Origin of the sequence: Borrelia coriaceae, from assembly GCF_023035295.1 — a bacterium.
Taxonomy (GTDB): Bacteria; Spirochaetota; Spirochaetia; order Borreliales; family Borreliaceae; genus Borrelia; species Borrelia coriaceae.
Genome location: NZ_CP075076.1, coordinates 209927 through 227781, shown reverse-complemented (window position 1 = coordinate 227781; position 17855 = coordinate 209927). Strand labels below are relative to the sequence as shown.

The 17855-nt window shown below is 29.9% G+C and carries 14 protein-coding genes, 1 tRNA gene and 2 pseudogenes; 6 read left to right on the top strand and 11 right to left on the bottom strand.

What is annotated here, in order from left to right; translation table 11 throughout:
• Genes bcCo53_RS01095 through bcCo53_RS01080 form a run of 4 tightly spaced genes read left to right on the top strand, consistent with a single transcriptional unit; the run spans position 1 to position 4526 of the window.
• Entirely contained in the window at positions 1 to 702 is a 702-nt protein-coding gene (locus bcCo53_RS01095) for a 6-phosphogluconolactonase (RefSeq protein ID WP_028328373.1), read from the top strand.
• On the top strand, positions 689 to 1906 hold the full coding sequence (locus bcCo53_RS01090) for a flagellar motor switch protein FliG (protein ID WP_025407887.1): 1218 nt from the start codon (positions 689 to 691) through the stop codon (positions 1904 to 1906). Before bcCo53_RS01095 ends, bcCo53_RS01090 begins: the two co-directional genes overlap by 14 nt.
• A complete protein-coding gene (locus bcCo53_RS01085) occupies positions 1906 to 3687 on the top strand; it encodes an alanine--tRNA ligase (protein ID WP_025407886.1) in 1782 nt (593 codons plus the stop codon). Before bcCo53_RS01090 ends, bcCo53_RS01085 begins: the two co-directional genes overlap by 1 nt.
• Positions 3688 to 3704: 17 nt before the next feature.
• Positions 3705 to 4526: a ZIP family metal transporter gene (locus tag bcCo53_RS01080; protein ID WP_025407885.1), complete on the top strand. Its 822-nt coding sequence runs from the start codon at positions 3705 to 3707 to the stop codon at positions 4524 to 4526.
• Between the two features lies 1 nt (position 4527).
• Here bcCo53_RS01080 and pstB read toward each other — a convergent pair whose 3' ends face one another.
• The 4 genes from pstB to bcCo53_RS01060 form a co-directional block, all read right to left on the bottom strand.
• A complete protein-coding gene (pstB, locus tag bcCo53_RS01075) occupies positions 4528 to 5292 on the bottom strand; it encodes a phosphate ABC transporter ATP-binding protein PstB (protein WP_028328374.1) in 765 nt (254 codons plus the stop codon).
• 4 nt (positions 5293 to 5296) lie between these two features.
• Positions 5297 to 6835 carry a phosphate ABC transporter permease PstA gene (gene pstA, locus bcCo53_RS01070; RefSeq protein ID WP_038365387.1) on the bottom strand — a complete coding sequence of 513 codons (1539 nt, stop codon included), beginning with the start codon at positions 6833 to 6835 and terminating at the stop codon, positions 5297 to 5299.
• Positions 6832 to 7740: a phosphate ABC transporter permease subunit PstC gene (gene pstC / locus bcCo53_RS01065; RefSeq protein WP_025407883.1), complete on the bottom strand. Its 909-nt coding sequence runs from the start codon at positions 7738 to 7740 to the stop codon at positions 6832 to 6834. The genes pstA and pstC overlap by 4 nt, the downstream gene beginning before the upstream one ends.
• Before the next feature lie 82 nt (positions 7741 to 7822).
• Positions 7823 to 8674 (bottom strand): substrate-binding domain-containing protein, encoded by an 852-nt coding sequence (locus bcCo53_RS01060; protein ID WP_025407882.1) that lies wholly within the window; start codon positions 8672 to 8674, stop codon positions 7823 to 7825.
• Between the two features lie 119 nt (positions 8675 to 8793).
• On the opposite strand from bcCo53_RS01060, the gene efp reads away from it, so the two are divergent.
• Entirely contained in the window at positions 8794 to 9372 is a 579-nt protein-coding gene (gene efp, locus bcCo53_RS01055; protein ID WP_025407881.1) for an elongation factor P, read from the top strand.
• On the top strand, positions 9350 to 10006 hold the full coding sequence (locus bcCo53_RS01050) for a hypothetical protein (protein WP_028328375.1): 657 nt from the start codon (positions 9350 to 9352) through the stop codon (positions 10004 to 10006). The genes efp and bcCo53_RS01050 overlap by 23 nt, the downstream gene beginning before the upstream one ends.
• 12 nt (positions 10007 to 10018) lie before the next feature.
• On the opposite strand, the gene bcCo53_RS01045 is transcribed toward bcCo53_RS01050, so the two are convergent.
• From bcCo53_RS01045 to bcCo53_RS08840, 7 genes and pseudogenes are all read right to left on the bottom strand, one after another.
• Positions 10019 to 10092, bottom strand: a tRNA-Ile gene (locus tag bcCo53_RS01045).
• A 97-nt stretch (positions 10093 to 10189) separates the two neighbouring features.
• Positions 10190 to 11230, bottom strand: coding sequence for a coiled-coil domain-containing protein (locus bcCo53_RS01040; protein ID WP_025407879.1), 1041 nt, complete (start codon positions 11228 to 11230; stop codon positions 10190 to 10192).
• Positions 11231 to 11250: 20 nt separating this feature from the next.
• On the bottom strand, positions 11251 to 13077 hold the full coding sequence (gene mutL / locus bcCo53_RS01035) for a DNA mismatch repair endonuclease MutL (RefSeq protein WP_025407878.1): 1827 nt from the start codon (positions 13075 to 13077) through the stop codon (positions 11251 to 11253).
• A complete protein-coding gene (locus tag bcCo53_RS01030) occupies positions 13074 to 15431 on the bottom strand; it encodes a tetratricopeptide repeat protein (RefSeq protein WP_025407877.1) in 2358 nt (785 codons plus the stop codon). The genes mutL and bcCo53_RS01030 overlap by 4 nt, the downstream gene beginning before the upstream one ends.
• Positions 15424 to 15531 (bottom strand): annotated as a pseudogene (locus bcCo53_RS08875) (tetratricopeptide repeat protein); the annotation flags it as partial. The gene bcCo53_RS01030 and the pseudogene bcCo53_RS08875, both read right to left, overlap by 8 nt.
• Positions 15489 to 17207 carry a DUF3106 domain-containing protein gene (locus bcCo53_RS01025; protein WP_246938350.1) on the bottom strand — a complete coding sequence of 573 codons (1719 nt, stop codon included), beginning with the start codon at positions 17205 to 17207 and terminating at the stop codon, positions 15489 to 15491. The gene bcCo53_RS01025 and the pseudogene bcCo53_RS08875, both read right to left, overlap by 43 nt.
• A pseudogene (locus tag bcCo53_RS08840) lies at positions 17143 to 17832 on the bottom strand (tetratricopeptide repeat protein); the annotation flags it as partial. The gene bcCo53_RS01025 and the pseudogene bcCo53_RS08840, both read right to left, overlap by 65 nt.
• Positions 17833 to 17855: the final 23 nt, after the last annotated feature.

Sequence of the window (17855 nt, the reverse complement as noted above, 5' to 3'; positions counted from 1 at the left end):
ATGGAATTTTGGTGTTCTAATAAAGAGAGTGATTTAAAGAAAAAGTTTTTTGATTTTTTTTTAACAAATATTAGTCAAGATGATTTTACTAGTATTGGGGTTTGTGGTGGTCGAAGTATTATTTCTTTCCTCAATGTCTTTGATGAGCAAAATTATTCTCTTAAAAAGTCTCATTTTTTTTTAGTGGATGAGCGTTGTGTTGATTTAAATAGTAATGATAGTAATTTTATGCTTTTAAGTGAAGGATTTTTTTCTCAAATGATAAAGAAAAATTTAATTTGTGGTTCTAATTTACATCCATTTATTTACAGTGAGTTTGATGAAACATCGTCTATTTATAATTATAATGTTGAATTCAATTCTAGATTTACAAGATTAGATTTGAGTATTTTGTCTGTTGGTGAGGATGGGCATATTGCTTCTCTTTTCCCTTCAAGAAAACTTTTATTTTCTGAAATGGAAGGATATCAATATGAGTATGATTCACCAAAGCTTCCAAGTAAGCGAATTAGCTTAACTCCCAAATCTTTACTATCTTCTAAGGCTTCTGTATTACTTTTTATGGGTCATGATAAAAAAGGTGCTTTGGAAAATTTTTTTAATTCAGAAATTTCTTTGAGGAAATGTCCAGCTAAGATCTTAAAGGATCACTTGCGTTTATTAGTCCTTACAAATATTGAGGGAGTCTATGCAGGATCCTAGACTTTCTAAATATCGGAGTGTAAAAAATTTGAGTGTAAAGCCCTTTGCAAATGTTGAGAAAGGAAAATTACGTAATGATTTGTCTGGTGCTGAAATACAGGGTTCATTGCTTAAGTCTTGGGTTAATCTGATTAAGGGAGGAAAGAGAGGTGTTCCTAGCAAGTTAAATACTCTTAAGCAAGAGGTCGAAAAACCAGGATTTATTCGTAGAGAGGATAAAGTATCAAAAATAGCAAAGTATTTTTTAGCTATTGGTCTTGAAAAATCAGCAGAGATTATGGCTGAGCTTGATGATTCTTATATAATTGCAATTACTAGAGAAATTACTAAAATTAAATACATTACTCCTGATGAAAAAAAACGAGTTATTCAAGAATTTGAAGAATTAGTAAGAAGTGAGAAAAAACATTTAAAAATTGATGATAAATTTACTTATGAGTTATTGCATAAATCTTTAAATAAAGCAAAAGCGAAAGAGATTTATAAAAAAGTTACAGGAATTGATGCATTTATTCCGTTTGATTACTTGTCTGGTATTGAAAATGAACAACTTTGGATGTTAATTAAAAATGAAAGCGTGCAAACACTTTTGGTAATATATAATTATTTAACCAAAGAACAAAAAAAATATGTTTTTTCTATGTTGGAAGATGATGTTAAGAAACAGTTTATTAAGGGGGTTGCTAAGTTGAGGCAGTTAAATATGGATATGGTTGAGGTTATTTCCGATAGACTTAAAAGTAGATTTGAAATGCAGGGTAAATTTAAAACAGAAAAACTTGATGGTTCTAAAATTCTTGTTGATATTTTGAGTTATATGGATTCTGAAGATGAAAAAAATCTTTTAAGTAATATTGATATGAAAACTTTGGATCCTGTTAAAGATAGTGAGATTAAAGAAAAGATATTTGATATTGATGTAATACTTAGAATTACAGATGACGACATGCATAATATTTTAAGAGAATTTACAGATAATGATATTGCGATTATTATTAAAGATAAAAGTGATGAAATTAGAGATAAAATTCTTTTTAATGTTTCAAGGAGACGTAAAGATCTTATTTTAGAAGAGGAATCTTTCTTGAAAAAAGTTAGAAAGAGAGACATAAAAGCAATGACTATAGCCTTTGTTAATTATATTAAGCAGTTAACTTTAAAGGGTGAGTTAATGATATACAGAAAAAATGAGGAGTTTATTTAGTGCGACTTAATGAACTACGTAAAAAATATATAGACTTTTTTAAAAGTAAAGGACACTGTGAAATTGCAGGTAAATCTTTGATTCCTGATAATGATTCTACTGTTCTTTTTAATACGGCGGGTATGCAACCGCTTGTACCTTATCTTTTGGGAGAAATGCATCCATCTGGAGATATGCTTGTTGATGTTCAGAAATGTTTAAGAACAGGAGATATTGATGAGGTGGGAGATTTAAGTCATTTGACTTTTTTTGAGATGCTTGGAAATTGGTCTCTTGGTGCTTATTTTAAAGAGCTTGCTGTAAAATATAGTTTTGAGTTTTTAACTTCACCTAATTATTTAAATATTTCTAAAGATAAACTTTATGTTAGTGTGTTTGAAGGTGATGAGAGGGTTTCCCGGGATATAGAGACAGCTAATGTTTGGGAAAGTCTTGGTATTCCTAAAGATAGAATATTTTATCTGTCAGGAGAGCATAATTTTTGGGGACCTGTTGGGAATGTAGGACCTTGTGGCCCAGATACTGAAATCTTTGTGGATACAGGTAAAGAGAAGTGTTCTAGTAATTGTGATATTACATGTCCTTGTGGTAAGTATTTTGAAATTTGGAATAATGTTTTTATGCAATATAAAAGGAATGAGAATGGGAGTTATGAAGAATTAAAGCGTAAATGTGTGGATACAGGCATGGGTATTGAGAGAACAATTACTTTTTTGCAAGGAAAATCTTCAGTTTATGACACGGATGCGTTTAGACCTATAATTGATAGAATAGAGGAAGTTTCTGGGAAGATTTATGGACAAAATTTAGAAGATGATAGAGCTATTAGGGTAATTGCTGATCATATTAAGGCCAGTTGTTTTATTTTAGCTGATAATCTTGCAGTTCTTCCTTCTAATGTAGGACAGGGTTATGTTTTGAGGAGAATAATTAGGAGAGCTATTAGATATGCAAAGAAACTTGGCATGGAATTTCATTTTTTAGCAGATCTTGTTGATTCTGTTGAAGAAATTTATAAATCTTTTTATAAAGAATTAACAGAGAAGAAAGATTTTATTAAGGCTGAGTTGAGCATAGAAGAAGAAAAATTTTTTAAAACTTTGCGTCATGGTGAGCAAGAGTTTATTAAATTAATGCAGCAATTGCCATCAAAATCTATTCCTGGTGAAATTTCTTTTAAACTTTATGATACTTATGGTTTTCCTTATGAAATAACGGAAGAGCTTGCTGCTGAACATGGATTTAGTATAGACAAAGTAGACTTTGAAAAACATTTTAAAAATCATCAAGAGATTTCTAAGAAGGGAAGTGATAAGGTTTTTAAAGGAGGGCTTGCGGATTGTACATATGATACTACTAAGTTACATACAGCTACTCATTTGCTTCATAAGTCACTGCAATTAGTCTTAGGTGATCATGTAAGGCAAAAAGGAAGTAATATTACCTCTGAGAGGCTAAGATTTGATTTTAGTCATCCTTATAAAATGACAGATGATGAGATAAGGAAAGTTGAAGATATTGTTAATTTACAGATAAAAAATAAATTGTCCGTAACAAGGTCTGTAATGAATTTGGATGATGCCTTGGCTAAGGGTGCTATGGCTTTATTTGGTGAAAAATATGAAGATATTGTAAGTGTGTATGAAATAGATGGTTTTTCAATTGAAGTTTGTGGAGGCCCTCATGTTAAGAATACTAGTGAGCTTGGTGTTTTTAAGATACAAAAGGAACAGTCTTCATCTTCAGGTATAAGGAGAATAAGGGCAATTTTGATCGATTAATATTGGAGGATACTTTTATGTTTAAGAATTTATGCGATTATTTATTAACTTTGCATCCCATTTTTTTAGGATTTTTAGGTTCTACTTTTACTTGGTTTACTACTGCTTTTGGAGCAGCAGCTGTTTTTTGTTTTAGAAAAGTGAACAATAAAATAATGGATGCCATGCTTGGGTTTTCAGCAGGAATTATGATTGCTGCTAGTTTTTTTTCACTTATTAAGCCAGCAATAGAAATGGCAGAAGAACTTGGTTATGTTGCATGGGTACCAGCAGTTTTTGGTTTTCTTTTAGGTGCGTTTTTTATATATATTGTAGATGTATTTGTGCCAGATCTTGATAAACTAGCATTTATTGATGAAGATTTAACAAGGCATGGTAAAAAGGATTTTTTGCTTTTTACAGCTGTTACGTTACATAATTTTCCAGAAGGGCTTGCTGTGGGTGTTGCTTTTGGTGCTTTGGCTTCTTCTCCTGATCTTCATACTTTAGTAGGTGCTATGATCCTTACGTTAGGAATTGGTATTCAAAATATTCCAGAAGGTGCAGCGATTTCTCTGCCTTTAAGACGAGGTAATGTTCCTTTATGGAAGTGTTTTAATTATGGTCAGATGTCAGGTTGGGTAGAAATTATTGGAGGGTTGTTAGGATCCTATGCGGTTTATACTTTTACTAGAATTTTACCCTTTGCTTTATCTTTTTCTGCAGGTGCAATGATTTATGTTTCAATTGAACAATTAATACCTGAAGCTAAGAGAAAAGATATTGACAATAAGGTTCCAACCATATTTGGGGTTATTGGATTTTCTTTAATGATGTTCCTTGATGTATCTTTGGGTTAATTTAGCCAAATTTACCAGTGATATATTCTTCTGTCTTAATATTTTTAGGATTGAAGAATAGTTCATCTGTTTTGCTTTCTTCTTCAATATAGCCGTTTAGGAAAAAGGCAGTTCTATCAGATATTCGTCCGGCTTGTTGCATATTGTGAGTTACTATGATGATCGTGTAGCTTTCTTTTAAGTTTATTATTAGCTCTTCAATTTTACCTGTTGAGATTGGATCAAGAGCAGAAGTAGGTTCATCCATTAATATTACATTTGGTTCAATTGCAAGGGTTCTTGCAATACAGAGTCTTTGTTGTTGTCCCCCTGAGAGACTTAATGCATTTCTATTAAGTTTATCTTTCACTTCATTCCATAGTGCAGATTTTATTAGGGATTTTTCAACTATTTCATCAAGTTTTTTTTTGTCTTTAATTCCATGGATTTTTGGTCCATAACTTATGTTGTCATAAACTGACATTAAAAATGGATTAGGAGTTTGAAAGACCATTCCAATTTTTCTTCTAAGTTCCAGTACATCAAAGTTATTTGAGTAAATACTTTTACCCTCATACATAACTTTTCCTTCTATTTTAACGCCCTCTACAAGATCGTTCATTCTGTTAAGTGTTCTAAGAAATGTTGATTTTCCACAACCTGATGGGCCTATTAAAGCTGTGATGCTATTCCTTAGTATTGATATGTTTATGTTATTTAGTGCTTTAAAATCTGTATAAAATAAGTTTAGATTTTCTGTTTTAATGATTGCTTTTTCTTGGTTCATTTATTTAAATCCTATATAATTTGCTTATTAAAAATTTTGATGTTAAATTTATTAAAAGTATCATTATTATAAGTATTGATGCTGTTGCAAATCCTTTGTCTAAATATCCTTCTTGAAATAATAATAGTAGATGTACAGTTAAACTTCTTGAAGGTTCATTTAAAGCACTTGCAATGCCTAAGTTGGTTCCCATCGTAAAAAGAAGTACAGCAGTTTCTCCAAGGGCCCGTCCTATTGCAAGCACTATTCCTGTCAATATACCTGGACTGGATGCAGGTAGTAAAATTTTAATTATAGTTTCTGTTTTATTGGCACCTAGAGCAAATGAGGCGTATTTGTATGATTTAGGAATTGAATTTAGTGCTTCTTCAGTTGTTTTAATAATCATTGGTAGTATCATTAAAGAACTTGTTATTGCACCTGAGAGTATTCCCATTCCAAAAATTGGAACAAAAAATATAAGTCCAAAGAGTCCAAAAATAATGGCGGGTATGGATGATAGGATATCAACGCTCATAGATACTGTTTTATAAAATATTTTATTTGAAGTATATTCTGCAAGCATGATTCCCGTACCGATTCCTATTGAAATTGAGATTATTGCTGTTAATAATATGACATAAAATGTATTAAAGATTAAATATGAAATACCTCCATATTTTCCAGAATTTCTTGGGGTAGATGATATGAAATTTAGGTTTAAAGGTATGCTTTTTTTGATATAATGCAATTTAAGAAAAGGAGCATCATTCTTGTAGAAAGAATGCCAAGGCACGACTGCAATTGTTCCTTCATTTTCTTCTACTTCTTGTATTGCATTTTGATCATAATCTTTGTATTTTATGATTTTCAACTTGATATTTTTGGATATTAATTCATTCCAATTTGTTTTTGATATAAGTAAGTTTTTAACCTGATTAAGGCTTATTGTGTCAACAATTTCATTTTCACTTTTTTGTAATGTTTTTTTGCCTACTAAGATGGACATGGATCTGATTTCGAGGGATTTAATTTCTGGATATTTTTTAAAATTTAATTGTTCAAGTTCTTCTTTTGTTATGTAACCAATAGCTCCTGCTGTCTTATTGACAATTTCTGTCATCTTTTCATTTGATTCTACAATCTTTATATATCTGTTATTAAATTTATTGTCTTTAGTAAAAGTTTGTAATATAACTGTATTTGAAATATTTGGTTGTGAACTTGCAATAGGGACTGTGTCAATACTTTGATCTGATATGCTTCCCCAGTGTGAAATTTTATTATTGTATATATTGTAGATATCTTGAGTAGTAATTTCTTTTGCTTTTATGCTCTTGTTGATAATAAAGGCAATTTTTATAGTTTGGTTCTCTAATGTAAATGGTAAAAAATGTTTTTTTTCATCTAGAAATAGTGTTTGTTTTTTACTGTTAAAGAATAGTGAATTGTATATTATATAAGATATTAAGAAAATTAATAGTGTTATTAAAAAGTAAGCAATAAACTTGATTATGCAAAATGAAATTCTATTGCATAATTTATTTGTTTGAATTTGATTCACTTGTTTTTTAGCCTTTTAGATGACGATAAAATCAAATGTTTAATTGAATTTATTATTATTACTAATAATAGCAAGACCAAAGCTGTAGAGAATAGAGCTTCTTTGTGAGTTCCAGATGCATATCCCATGTCTATTGCAATGTTTACAGTTAGTGTTCTGATAGGTGAAAATATATTTTTTATAAATAGAGGTGAACCTCCGCCAACCATTAAAACTGCTATTGTCTCACCAATAGCTCTTCCAATTGCTAGTATTACCCCTGCTAAAATGCCTTGTTTAGCTGAAGGAATCATCACTTTATATATTGTTTGCCATTCTGTTGCAGCTAGTGCAAGGGATGCTAGTTTATATGATTTTGGAACAGCTTTAAGTGATGTGTATGAGACACTAATTATTGTTGGAAGTATCATTATGCTTAAAACTATTACTGAGGTTATTAAATTATACCCTAAGTTATCTTCTCTTTTGAAAGTATTCTTTACAAGAGTAGCTATAAATGTACTTCCAAAAAATCCATATACTACGCTTGGAATTCCTGCTAAAAGTTCTATTATGGTTTGCAATGTTTTTTGATAAATTCCTTTGGTTTTTTCAGATAGGTAAATCGCAAAACCAAGTCCAATTGGTAGTGCAATTAGGACAGAGAAGAATGTTGTTAAAGCTGAATTTATAATGAAAGATAAAATACCATAAGATTTTTGTAATTTGCTAGTAGGATCCCAGTTGGTACTAAATAAGAAATTAAAAAGTTGAATTTTATTCTTAAGAAAAGGTGCTAGTCCATTTTTAATGATAAATAAAACTAGTAATAATATTGTCAGAGCACTAATCGTTGCAGATGTAAAAATAAAACAGTTGAAAGCCAATCTAACAATATTTCTTTTTATATTTAAAGTTAATTTCATGCTTTAAAAGAGTTCCCCTATAGAAATCGAACTTTGCTAAATTTGTATTTAACTTAAATTTTAAGACAAGTTTATCATGATTTTAGTTATTTTCAGTTGTGTTAACCTTTATGAATCCTTGCTCTTCAATAATATCTTGTCCACTTGGACTTAGCATAAAGTTAATAAAATCAAGTGTGTTTTGATCTTCAGAAATATTGCTTGTGATTGCTATTAGACTTCTCTTTATATTATATTTATCTTTTGTTATTGTTTCTTTAGTAGGATATATGCTATTTATTGAGAGTGTATGTAGTCCTTTTTCTATTGCCCCTCTTGCATATCCAAAACTAATATAACCAATTGAGTGAGGTGTTAGACTTACCTTTTCAATTACTTCGCCATTTGACTTGACCATAATACTATCTTGTCTAAATTGAGCTTCTGCAAGATTTTTTAATATCTTATCAAGAACTAGTTCTTTAATAGATGAATAAGAACCTGATGATGAATCTCGGTTGATGAAGTTAATTGTAGAATCAAGTCCGCCTACTTGTTTCCAATTCCTAATATTTCCGTTAAGTATTTTCACTAAGTCTTCTTCTGCAATATTTGTGATCTTTACATCAGGACTTGTAATGAATATTAAAGCGTCATAAGCAATTGTCGTGATTTTTGCCCCTTGAGCTATTTCTTCTTCAGTGACGTTTCTTGAAGAAATTGCCATTTTATAAATACCGTCAAATAATCCTTTGATGCCAACACTACTTCCTTGAGCATCATAAGTGACTTTAAGTTGATTATTTATTTTCTGATATTGTAGGATCATTTCATCCATAATAGATGTTGTTGAAGTCGATCCGCCAATTGCGATGACATTTTCTTTGTTTGTATTTGTACAGTTACTAAATAAAAAAGTTAGTACAATAGTGAAGAATACTTTGATAGCTCGCATTAAATTAACTCCTTTTACAACTATATATAATATCATTAATCCTGGATAAGTCAATGAATAGTAAATATTTTGATTTTTTGATATAAGTTATTATACACATTGAAAATTTGAGGTGTTACATGGTTACAATTAAATCTGGAGATATTGAAAAAGGCTCTTTTTTACTTTTGAAAGGCATGCCACATATTGTTCTTGAACGGGAATTTTCAAAAATGGGTAGGGGAGGTTCCATTGTAAGATTGAAGCTTAAAAATCTTAAAAATAAGTCTATCATTAAGGAAACTTTAAAGGGGTCTGATACAGTAGAAGAAATTGAGGTCTTAGAAGTCAGTTCTCAATATCTTTATAAAGATAATGAAAATCTTGTTTTTATGGATTTAGAAACTTATGATCAATTTAGTGTGAACTTGAGAGAGGTTGCAAACATTGAGGATAAAGTTTTATTCTTGCAAGAAGCTGAAGTCTATGCTCTTATTAAATGGGGTAAGGAAGTTATCGACCTTAAATTGCCTTCAAAAGTTGCATTTGAAGTTGTAGATGCTGAGGTTGCTGTAAAAGGGGATACTGTAACTAATGCTATGAAGAACGTTACCCTTCATACAGGGTTGGTAGTAAAGGTGCCTCTTTTTGTTAATGTTGGAGATAAAATTTTAGTTAATTCTGAAACCAAAGAATATGCTGAGAGAGTTAAAGAGTAAGATATTTTTATTATTTTTTATTTTTTTTTGTTCTTGTGAGATGAACTATCCTGATATAAGGGAAGTTGATTATGTAGTTAATTATTATTTTGCTAAAGATAAATTTGATTATTTTATGACCTTTGATTTTGCAATTAAAGTTTTAAATTCTAATGATGTGAACAAATTTATTATTGAAAGTATGGACAGTAAAGAGGTTATAGAAGTAGTTAAAGATAAATACACTTCTTATTTCATGGAGTCTGTTATTGGAAAAAATATTCTTTATTGTAAGGATTTAAGATTTAATGTTGCTGATAAGACATTTGAAGATTTTGCGGCACAAGTACATATTGTTGATTCTGGAATGAGGGTATATAGTAAGGATATTATCATAAATTTAGGCTTGTCAAAAGATGAATTGATTTTAATTCATGATTATGTGTATAAGTCGAAAGATACGTCTAAGTTAAATGAAATTAGTAGTAATAATTTGTATTTAATTAAAACTTCTAAAGATGAAATTAGTCTTTTGCATTCAATTGTTAAAATTGGAGATTTAAACAATATTCAGCTGGATGATGACAACTTGGATGCTTACATAGGATTTTATTATATAGGCAAGAATTCTAATCTATTTTTTAAATTAAACTAGCGTAAACTAGTTTGGGCCCACCAGGACTTGAACCTGGGACCACCCGATTATGAGTCGGGTGCTCTGACCAGCTGAGCTATGGGCCCTACGAGTAAATACAAGCTTAGAAGGGTTTTAAATTTGATAAAAAAGTCTTGTGCCACTTAAAAGCTTAGAAATACCTTAAATCATTATATTGATTTTTTATTGATTGTCAAGTTCGTCGATTTTGTTTTGTATGCTTTCTATTTTTGAAGTTAGTTCCTTTAATTGGTTCTCAATTGATTCTTTGTTTTTTATAAGTTGTTGCATTTTTGTTTGGACTTTTAAAATCTCGTCTATTTGTATTGCTTTTATTAAATCTTCGTTCAATTTTGATATTTGTTGATTTAGATCGTTTATTGTTTTTAACAATGAATTAATTGTTCCGGTTTTATTTAATCTTTTTTCTGTTTTTGATATTTCAACAAATTCTTCAGCAATCTTTTTGAAAATTAATTCTTTATTTGTTTGAGCAACATTAATAGCGCATTTTATTTTATTTTTGTTGTTAGTGTTTTCTTTTATATTTTTATATTTGATTTCGTTGTTTATTTTTGTAATTTCCGTTTGAATTTCGTCTATTAACTTATATTTTTCAATAACTTCTTTGCTTAAATCTTTGTTGTCTATAAATTCATCAATTAAATTTTCTAAATTTTCAGAAGATGAATGTTCTTTTAATATTTTTTTCTCAAATTCTTTAGACATTTTTTTTATGTTTATTTTATTTATTATTGCTTTTAATATTAGTTTGATATTTATAATAAGTCTTTTGAAGAAATTGTTTTTCTTATTGAATTTTATTATTTCTGTCGTTTTGTCTTTGTGTTTTTCAAGAATCGATTTGGTAAAATTCATTTTGTATTCTAAAATTGCTGAGAGATTATTTGGGTATTTATTTATGATTATTTCAGTAATTTTTTTTAGTTTTTTTTCATATGCTTTGAGGATATGTTTTTTACTCTCTTTATAGCCTTTTACCTTTTTGTATAGTTCTTTTAATTTATTCTCATTATCTTCTGCTTTGTTTAAGCTTGCTTTAAGCTGAGATATCTCTTTTTCAATTAACTTTAAAGATGTATAGGCTTTTAATTTTTTAAGTTCTATTACGTTGCTGTCTTTGAGTGTCTTACCAAGTTCAACTAATTTCTTATCTCTTTCTGTTATTAGTTTTTGAATTTTGGATTTCAGATCTTTTATCATAAAATGCTTCCATGCTTATTTTATTTTCTGTTAACGTTTTTTTCAAGTTCAAATTTAGAGATTGTATGATAAATTTTTCTTCCGTGTGGGCAATGCTTTAGTTTGAGATTGAAAAATTCATTTATTAAAAATTGACTAAATTCAAAACTTATTGTGTCGTTACATTTAATAGCTTGTCTACATGCGATAGTTGCATATAAATCGGCTTTCAGCGAATCAATTGTTTTGCTTTGTCTTGTCTTTAAAAATTGAATGATAACATTTTCGTATTTGTTGCATATATTGGGAATTGATTCGAGTTGATAAGTTTGTTCCTTGATTTTGGTTACTATAATATCTAGTTTTTTATATTCTTCTAACTCACTTGTTAGTATTTTGTCTGTATCTTCACAATCTATTTGAAATGTAATTGGTACTAGAAGTTTTTGGATAATTTTTTCTGAATTTATGAGAGTTTGATATATTATTTTTTCATGAAGCGCATGCTGATCTATGAAATACACCGTATTATCTTTTTCTACTATTAAGAATTCTGAAAATAGTTGTCCCATATAGTTAAATTTATGTTTTTCTATTGGTTTTTGATAATCATTTATCATCGTAGAATCTTTAAGGAGAACATTTTGAATATAATTTTTGAATGATGGTTTATCTTTTTGGCTTTCAAATTTTACCTTGTCTTCTATTATGTTTGTTATTTTATTGTTTTGTGGTTTATCTAGAATCAATGCTTCATTTTGTGTTATTTCATAAGCTTGGAAATCTGAATTTTTTAAATCATCTTCAATATTTGCTAGATTAGCATCATTCGTTATTTGTCTTTTTATTATTATGTTATTGTAATCTTGTAAAATTTCTTTTTGTTCTCTGTCAAAGAATTCGTTAATATTGTTTGAAATTTGCTTAGGAAGAAATGGTAGGTTAAAAAATCGTACTTCTTTTTTTTGAGGATGTATATTAAAATCTACATGTTTGGGATCTATTTCTAAAAATAAGTAGCATATTGGAAAATTTTTATTGGTTAATATCCTCTTATGTCCATTGATGATTGCTTCGGCTAAGTTTTTTTCCTCAATAAGTCTTCTGTTGATGAAAATTTTTATATTTCGTCTGTCTTTGCGTGAGAAGTTGGGTGGGGCGAAGAATATTTTCATTTGTACATTTTCGTATTCTGTTTCTATTTTGCCGAATTTATTGTTTTCTATTATTTCTCCATATACACTTTGAACCCTATCTGTTAAGCTTTCTTTAAAGTAAACTTTTCTTAATGTATTGTTAATACTTAATTTGAAGTCAATACCAGGATGAGTAACCGCCTTTTCTTCAAAAACTTTTAGACACATTTTTGTCTCTATAGAGTCTTTCTTTAGGAATCTTTTCCTTGCTGGAAAATTGTGAAATAGATTTGTAACATCTACTATTGTTCCATTTATTGCGGATTGTTTTTTAAAATATTTTTCAATTCCATTTTCAATTTCAATTTGATAACTGTTTTCTCCTGTGGTTGAACTTGTTATTGTGAGATTTGAACAAATGGCGATACTTGAAAGGGCTTCTCCTCTAAATCCTAATGTTTGTATTTTTTCAAGGTCTTGTTCTTCATTTATTTTTGATGTGGTATGGGGTAAGTAACATATCTTTAAGTCTTCTTTGCTTAGTCCGCTACCATTATCTGTTATTAGTATCCTTCGAATACCACCTTCTTCAAGAAAAACTTCAATTTTATCTGCTTCCGCATCTATTGCGTTATCAAGTAGTTCTCTTAGAACAGAGCAAGGCCTATCTATGGCTTCTCCTGCTGCTATTTTTTGAACTAGATTTTTATCTAAAAATTTTATTTTATTCATTTGCCTATTATTTTTATTATTGTTTGATTTTGTTTGTAAGTGGGAAATTTTTTGATAACTTCTTTAAGTATCTTGTCATTTCCATTATCATTATATTCTATTATGCCTAATGCATGTAGAGCTTCTGGGTTGTTTGGATTTAGTTTGATATATTCTTTTAGTTTTTCCATGGCTCTTTTATTATCTTTGATAGCAATCAAAGCAGTTGCAAGATTGTATTTTGCTTCAACACTTGATAGAGATTCTGCTTTCTGAAAAGTTTTTATTGCTTTTTGGTATTCTCCTTGGTTTTTATAAAGTATGCCAAGATTGTTTAATGCTAGTAAATGATTTTTATTGCTAATTTTTTCAAGAATTGCAATTGCTTTTTGTTCATTTCCGAGCTTTTCATATGCTCTTGCTAAATTGATATAAGCTGTAATATTTTCAGGGTTTTTTAAAATTACAGTATTGTAAAGTGGTATTGCTTCATTATAATTTTCTTTGGTCAAGTAAATGGATGCTTTTAAATATAGATATTCTGGTTTTTCTGGGTTTATTTCAAGAGCATTGTTAATGCTTTGTAGTGATTCATTAAGATTATTATTTTCAAATTTTGCTATTGCTAGGTTATAAAACATAATATCGTTTTTTTCTTTTATAGAAGTACTTGCTTTGTCTAGGTATTTTTCACTGTTTTTGAAGTCACCAATATGATTTGCAGTAATGCCTGCTTTTAAAGCATAATGAGGATTTTTTGTAATCTCATAAGCTTTTTTGAAACTTAAGAAAGCATTTTGTTTGTCATCATTTTGTTCTTCTGCTATTCCTTTTTTGTAGTATGCCGTATCATAATTTGGGTCGATTGTAGTTGCCTTTTTGAAAGCCTCGATGGCTTGTTTTGGTTTGTTTGATAATATTAAGCTTGTCCCTTTATTTGTATGTGCTTTTTTGTGTTTTGGATTTATTGATATTGTTTTGTCAAATGCTTTTATTGATTCTTCATATTTTTTAAGTTTAAATTTAATTATTCCAACTTTGTAATAGTCTTCTGCTTTATTTGTAAGATTTGCAATTTTTTCATAAATTTCTTCGGCTTTTTTGAAGTTTTTTTGTTCTTCATTTACTGATGCTAGCATTTTAAGAGATTGTAAATCTGTTGAGGTTTGTCTAGGATTGTTTTCATGTATTTTAGATTTTTCTTGTATTTTTGTTTGCTTATTGATTGACTGGTTTTTTGTATGATAAATTTCTTCTTTGGGGTTTTTTTGTTTTAAAAGCTCCTTTTCTAAAGGAGCTTTTTCTATGCTAATTGAATTTGGCTCAATATCTTGTTTGATTAGTTTAATTAAGAGATTGGCTGCTTCTTGGTTTTTTTGTTTATCAATTAAGTCATTGACGTTATTGAACTTATCACTCAATCCTTTTTTGATGAGTTCATTAAGTCTTTCTTTAGCAAGTGAGGGGTTTCCAGTATTAATATTATCTAGTATTTCATAGAGTACTTTTTTTATTACATAACTATAGGGTCTTTCTATTTTTTCTATTATTTGATTTTTAGGATCATTTTTTTTATTTGTGTTTTCTATTTTAGTGTCTGGTTTGAGAATAGGAGCGATTTTGTTAATTTTATCAATTTTTTTTGTGTTGTTTTCGCTAAAATCATTTATATTCTTTTTTGTAAGTTTGTCTTCGTTTTGTTTTTGTGTTTCTATGACTTGTTTTGGAGTGTTTAAATGAGTGGTTTTAGGTTGATTTAATTCTTTGTTAAGATTTTCTTTTAATTTTTTTAAGTTAAATAGATTTTTTTTGCTTTCAATAGATTTATTGTCATTTAGATTTGTTTCTTGTGGTTTTGAGGTTTGACCTATATTGTTGTTTAATTTTTTAGGTACTGTTTTTTGAGTGAATTTTAGAATGTCTTCGTTTTCAATGCCAGTATCATTTTTTCTATCAGCATAATTTTCTATTTTTGTGGTGTCTTTGATATATTTATTATTAAAAGCAATTTCAGAATTTTCATTGTTAATAGGTATGGATTGCTCTTTTCCTTGTATTTTATCTAATATTTGATTAGCAGTGTCTCTTTTTAAATCTTTTGATTCAAAAGGACTTGTGTTTGCAAGTTCTGATAAAGTATTTTCAAGCATTGCAATATCTGTATTTTGTGGGTATTTGTCTTTTAGAATTTTTGTTATTGAGTATGCTTTTTTATAATTTCTATCCATAACACTGTTTTTGATTTCATTTAGCATTATTGCTTGATTGTTCTTATTTAGACGTTCTTTGTATATGTAATAACCAAGGCCTCCAAATGAAGCAATAAGCAATATTATTAGAATTATTAGTGTGGATAAGTTTTTTCTTTTATTCATCTATATTCAACTCCTCTTGCCAATTAATTTTGTCTAGTTCAATTAAAGAATTTGTTTTTAAATTATCTTTAAATTTTTCTTTAAGTATTGTTTGCTTATTTCCAGGTTTAGACTTTGAGTCAGGTTTGTTTTTGGTGTCAGGTTGCTCTTTTGAGTCGGGTTTAGACTTTGAGTCAGATTTGTCTTTAGTGTCAGGTTGCTCTTTTGAGTCGGGTTTAGACTTTGAGTCAGGTTTGTCTTTGGTGTCAGGTTGCTCTTTTGAGTCGGGTTTAGACTTTGAGTCAGATTTGTCTTTGGTGTCAGGTTGCTTTTTTGAGTCGGGTTTAGACTTTGAGTCAGATTTGTATTTAGTGTCAGGTTGCTCTTTTGAGTCGGGTTTAGACTTTGAGTCAGGTTTGTCTTTGGTGTCAGGTTGCTCTTTTGAGTCGGGTTTAGACTTTGAGTCAGATTTGTTTTTGGTGTCAGGTTGCTCTTTTGAGTCGGGTTTAGACTTTGAGTCAGATTTGTTTTTGGTGTCAGGTTGCTCTTTTGAGTCGGGTTTAGACTTTGAGTCAGATTTGTCTTTGGTGTCAGGTTGCTCTTTTGAGTCGGGTTTAGACTTTGAGTCAGATTTGTCTTTGGTGTCAGGTTGCTTTTTTGAGTCGGGTTTAGACTTTGAGTCAGATTTGTCTTTGGTGTCAGGTTGCTTTTTTGAGTCGGGTTTAGACTTTGAGTCAGATTTGTATTTAGTGTCAGGTTGCTCTTTTGAGTCGGGTTTAGACTTTGAGTCAGGTTTGTCTTTGGTGTCAGGTTGCTCTTTTGAGTCGGGTTTAGACTTTGAGTCAGATTTGTCTTTGGTGTCAGGTTGCTCTTTTGAGTCGGGTTTAGACTTTGAGTCAGATTTGTCTTTGGTGTCAGGTTGCTTTTTTGAGTCGGGTTTAGACTTTGAGTCAGATTTGTCTTTGGTGTCAGGTTGCTTTTTTGAGTCGGGTTTAGACTTTGAGTCAGATTTGTATTTAGTGTCAGGTTGCTCTTTTGAGTCGGGTTTAGACTTTGAGTCAGGTTTGTCTTTGGTGTCAGGTTGCTCTTTTGAGTCGGGTTTAGACTTTGAGTCAGATTTGTTTTTGGTGTCAGGTTGCTCTTTTGAGTCGGGTTTAGACTTTGAGTCAGATTTGTTTTTGGTGTCAGGTTGCTCTTTTGAGTCGGGTTTAGACTTTGAGTCAGATTTGTCTTTGGTGTCAGGTTGCTCTTTTGAGTCGGGTTTAGACTTTGAGTCAGATTTGTCTTTGGTGTCAGGTTGCTTTTTTGAGTCGGGTTTAGACTTTGAGTCAGATTTGTCTTTGGTGTCAGGTTGCTCTTTTGAGTCGGGTTTAGACTTTGAGTCAGGTTTGTTTTTGGTGTCAGGTTGCTTTTTTGAGTCGGGTTTAGACTTTGAGTCAGATTTGTCTTTGGTGTCAGGTTGCTCTTTTGAGTCGGGTTTAGACTTTGAGTCAGATTTGTCTTTGGTGTCAGGTTGCTTTTTTGAGTCGGGTTTAGACTTTGAGTCAGATTTGTATTTAGTGTCAGGTTGCTCTTTTGAGTCGGGTTTAGACTTTGAGTTAGATTTGTCTTTGGTGTCAGGTTGCTTTTTTGAGTCGGGTTTAGACTTTGAGTCAGATTTGTCTTTGGTGTCAGGTTGCTCTTTTGAGTCGGGTTTAGACTTTGAGTTAGATTTGTCTTTGGTGTCAGGTTGCTCTTTTGAGTCGGATTTAGATTTTGAGTCAAGATCTTTTTGCTGTTCTTTAGCAATGTATTCACTTCTATTTTTGAGACTTTTGTCAAGTTCTTCAAGAGCAGCTTTCTTATTTCTTAAGAGAGTTATCATGTGGAGAATATCATTTTTTTTTTCACTTTCATATTTTAGTGTAATAAATTGCGAGTAATCATGGATTGCCATTGTGTATGAATCCCATGCATTTTTGTAATCTTTTTCTTTAAAATTAATTTTTCCTTGTTCAACATAAGAATTTGCTCTATTAAGAAGTGCTTTCTCGTAATTGGGCATGTTTTTAACTGAATTGGAGTAATATTTAATTGCTAGATTATAATAACCTTTGCCTCGTTTAAACATTATGTTGCCCAATTCAAAATATAACTTGTAATCAATTTCCCCTCCTATTGCAATTCCATCAAGCAAAGCCCCTTCTGCTTCTGTTAATTGATTGTTTTCTCTATAGGCTATTGCTAAAAGATAGTATCCGTTTTGTACTTTTGGATATTTCTGAATGGCTTCACTGAGAATTTTTATTGCTTGTACATAATTTTTATTTTTTATCTCTTCTTGTCCAATTTTAATGAGTCTTTGAGAGTATGCCAGGTTTGAATTAAGTAATAAAATAAACAAGGTGATCAGATTTTTAAGCAATAGTAAATATTTCTTCATATCTTTTATGAGTATTATTTTAT